This window comes from Acinetobacter sp. YH12137 (assembly GCF_013418535.1).
Classification (GTDB): domain Bacteria; phylum Pseudomonadota; class Gammaproteobacteria; order Pseudomonadales; family Moraxellaceae; genus Acinetobacter.
The window spans coordinates 1-4,126 of sequence record NZ_VPBW01000070.1 but is presented as its reverse complement, the minus strand read 5'-3'; the positions used below and the strand labels follow the sequence as shown (position 1 = coordinate 4,126).

The window sequence follows — 4,126 nt, the reverse complement described above, 5'->3', positions numbered from 1 at the left end:
ATGGAAAAATCTAAAAGGTATGTTTTACCGAAAAAAAGAAGTAGAAACTACCCACGAGTTGTGAAAGGGAAACCACAGAAATACCCAAAAAAATGCCAGTCAATCTCTTAACTGACTGGCATTACTTTATGAAGGGCTTTTTTAAATATTGTCTAGCTTAGAAATGGAAAACACCTAAGCCTGTTTTCACTTCATCTAAAGTGGCCTGTGTAATGTCACGGCATTTATCTGTACCCGTTTTCAAAATATCCATGATGTAATCCGGATCTTTGGCCAGTTCCATCCGACGTTCACGAATTGGACCGATTAGCTCTTTCAGAATACCTTCCAGACGTTTTTTCACCGTACCATCACCTAAACCACCACGGCGATAATGTGCTTTCAGTTCTTCCAGTTCTTCTTTATTGGTGTCGAATGCATCCAGGTAAGTAAATACCACATTGCCTTCAACCTGGCCTGGATCTTCGATGCGAAGGTGATTCGGATCGGTATACATCGCATTGACAGCTTTTTTGATGTCTTTGTCAGAGGCATCTAGAACAATAGTATTACCTAATGATTTAGACATTTTCGCTTTACCGTCAAAACCTGGTAAGCGTCCCACATTAGAAAGCAGCGCCTTACATTCAGGCAGTAATTCACGGCCAATCTGACGGTTAAGGCGACGTACAATCTCATTGGTCTGTTCGATCATTGGAATCTGGTCTTCGCCCACCGGAACTACAGTTGCTTTAAAGGCTGTGATATCTGCTGCTTGAGCCACTGGATAGCATAAGAAACCTGCAGGAATATCACGCTCAAAACCACGCATCTGAATTTCTGATTTAATGGTCGGGTTGCGCTCTAGACGTGAAACTGTCACAAAGTTCAGATAGAGCATAGTCAGTTCGTTTAAGGCTGGCAGGCAAGACTGAACACAGATAGTAGTTTTGGTTGGATCAATACCGACAGCCAGATAATCTGTTGCTACTTCAATAATATTGCGACGTACTTTTTCAAAGTTGTCTGCATTATCTGTCAGGGCTTGAGCATCAGCGAGTAACAAATGTTGATGGTGAGAATCTTGTAAACCTACGCGAGAGCGTAATGAACCGACAAAATGGCCAAGGTGAAGCTGTCCGGTAGGACGGTCGCCAGTCAAGATTACTGGACGATTATCTTGATTACTCATTATCTATTCCAAAAAGTAGTCTGTACTACATCTATATTTTAACGAATGGCCACATTGTACGGCATTCTGTTTTTGAATGTCAGCCAGAAAAAAAGCCGCAGTAAAAAAATCTTATTAATTAAACAAGTGAATACAATATTTTTTAAATATTTTCATTAAAATATGTCTAAAGGTAATAAGGATAACAAGAATGGCGAGCAGCTTATTAATATTATTGGATGATATTGCGACTGTTTTAGACGATGTTGCCGTGATGAGCAAGATGGCTGCAAAAAAGACAGCAGGTGTCTTGGGGGATGACTTGGCATTAAATGCCCAGCAAGTCAGCGGTGTAAGGGCAGAACGTGAACTTCCTGTGGTGTGGGGGGTAGCGAAAGGTTCTTTTATTAATAAGCTGATTCTTGTTCCTTTGGCTTTACTTATTAGTGTGGTTGCGCCTTGGTTAATCAATCCTTTACTGATGATTGGCGGTTTATTTCTCTGTTATGAAGGCGTAGAAAAAGTTCTACATAGTTTAAAGCATAAGAAAGCCAAGACTGAAGAAGATGCTGAGGCTGAATTCACTACGATCGAAACCGATTTGGCCACATTTGAAAAAGAGAAAATTAAGGGTGCGATCCGAACTGACTTTATTTTATCTGCGGAAATTGTAGTGATTTCTTTGGGCACGGTGGCAGCCGCAGCTTTTACCACCAAGGTCATCGTACTGGCAGGAATTGCCATATTAATGACAGTCGGGGTGTACGGCTTCGTCGCCATGATTGTTAAAATTGATGATTTAGGTTTGTACCTGACTAAGCAGGCATCCAGCTTCAAGCAAAGTATAGGCCGTGGATTACTGGCTTTTGCTCCTAAATTGATGAAAACCCTCACGATTGTAGGTACGATTGCGATGTTCCTGGTCGGAGGCGGGATTATTGCCCATACCATTCCATGGTTTCATCATTTTACTGAAGATTCGGTTGAGTATGTAGAGCATATGCCTAGTCTGGGCAGTATCGTAGGGGCTGTTACGCCTACACTGATTAATCTGGTGATTGGTTTTGTGGCAGGGTTAATTGTATTTATCTTGATTGGCTTTATTCAAAAAATCAGATCGAAACCAAAGCAAGTATAAATCAGGCCCGTTAAAATAAGCTGAATTTAAACTATAAGGAATCTCACTATGCGCTGGAAAGGACGTCGTGTTAGTAGCAATGTAGAAGACCGTCGTGGCGGTGGTGCCAAAGCCGGTGGAATCAGTATTCTCGGGTTGATTATTGCTTTCGTGGCCTGGAAGTTTTTTGGCGTTGATCCACAGCAAGCCTATCAAACCACCAAGCAAGTTACGCAAGGTGTTTCTAGTGCAGAAACACGGGGTCTGGAAAATCCAACGCCAGAACAGCAAGAAGCGATCGATTTTGTAGGAACTGTGCTTGCCGATACAGAAGATACCTGGTCTCAAGTATTTCAGCAGCAGCTGAACCAGCAATATACTCCGCCTAAACTGGTTCTATTTAGTGGGGTAGTAAATTCTGGTTGTGGTACAGCGCAATCGGCCATGGGACCTTTCTACTGTCCGGCAGACCAGAAAGTTTATATTGATACGGCATTCTTTAAAGATATGCGTACTCAGATGGGAATTAGTGGGGAACAGAACTCAACCGAGTTATCTCGCAATGATCAGGCAGGCGATTTTGCTCAAGCCTATGTGGTAGCACATGAGGTGGGTCATCATATCCAGACCATTTTAGGTATTTCTTCACAGGTACAGCAGGCACGCCAACAAGCCACTCAAGCGCAGGGTAATCAGCTTTCTGTACGTCAAGAACTACAGGCGGATTGTCTGGCTGGGGTATGGGCTTATCATAACCATGAGCGTACGCAATTCCTGGAGCAGGGTGATGTACAGGAAGCCATGGATGCGGCACACAAGATCGGTGATGACTATCTGCAGAAAAAGGCCCAAGGCCATGTCGTACCAGACAGCTTTACGCATGGTACCAGTGCACAGCGGGTAAAATGGTTTAATACCGGTTTGAAATCGGGACAAATGTCTGCTTGCGATACTTTTAATCAAAATATCTAAAATTAAAGATCAAAAAAGGGGAGCAAATGCTCCCCTAATGATTGAATAGTTATTTTTCCAGAAAACGACGGAAGTTTTTCAAAATCTTGATACTGACAAATAAGGCAGCCAAGGCAAATAGCGAAATCGCAAAGAGAATATATTTTAAATTGCTGATGTCATTAAGAGATGGATCCGGAAATTTGAACAACTCCTATAAGTGATACTCTGCTCCTCAAATGATGTTATAAACATCAATATATGGAGTATTTTATGGCACGTAGACCAAGAAGAAATCATTCAAACGACTTTAAGGCTAAGGTAGCACTTGCTGCGATCAAAGCAGAAAAAACACTTGCTGAATTGAGTTCTGAGTTTGATGTTCATCAAAACCAAATTATTGACTGGAAAAATCAATTGATCTCAGCTTCCTCACAAGCTTTCGATCAATCAAAAGCTCCATCAGAACCTCCCATTGATCTTAAAAAGTTACATGCAAAAATCGGTGAGCAGGCATTAGAAATTGATTTTTTAGAAGGTGTGTTGAAGAAACTGGGCCGCTTCAACCACAAAAGTTAATCGATCACTCACTTCAGATTTCAGTATCTAAACAAGCTAAGTTACTGAAAGTCTCTCGTGGTTGTTATTATTATCGCCCAAAACCTGTTAGCTCATCAGATCTGAAGCTGATGCGATGTATTGATGAATTACATATGCAATATCCTTTTGCAGGCAGTCGTATGATGCGTGATTTGTTGAATCGTCAAGGGCATCATATAGGACGACGTCATACACGTACTTTAATGAAGAAAATGGGTATTCAGGCGTTATATTGCAAACCAAATTTAAGCCAGGCTAATCAAGCTCACCGTAAATATCCATATCTGCTCAAAGGATTGGCTATTCAG

At 41.6% G+C, this 4,126-nt stretch carries 3 protein-coding genes and 1 pseudogene; 3 read left to right on the top strand and 1 reads right to left on the bottom strand.

The genetic code is table 11. The annotated features are described in order from the left end of the window. Window positions 1-157: 157 nt before the first annotated feature. Entirely contained in the window at window positions 158-1,171 is a 1,014-nt protein-coding gene (gene trpS / locus FTU72_RS15950; RefSeq protein ID WP_005234596.1) for a tryptophan--tRNA ligase, read from the bottom strand. A 190-nt stretch (window positions 1,172-1,361) separates the two neighbouring features. On the opposite strand from trpS, the gene FTU72_RS15945 reads away from it, so the two are divergent. From FTU72_RS15945 to FTU72_RS15935, 3 genes and pseudogenes are all read left to right on the top strand, one after another. Next, a complete protein-coding gene (locus FTU72_RS15945) occupies window positions 1,362-2,288 on the top strand; it encodes a DUF808 domain-containing protein (RefSeq protein WP_180053110.1) in 927 nt (308 codons plus the stop codon). A 48-nt stretch (window positions 2,289-2,336) separates the two neighbouring features. Next, window positions 2,337-3,239, top strand: coding sequence for a neutral zinc metallopeptidase (locus FTU72_RS15940; protein WP_179992117.1), 903 nt, complete (start codon window positions 2,337-2,339; stop codon window positions 3,237-3,239). Window positions 3,240-3,479: 240 nt separating this feature from the next. Then, window positions 3,480-4,126, top strand: a pseudogene (locus FTU72_RS15935) (IS3 family transposase); the annotation flags it as partial.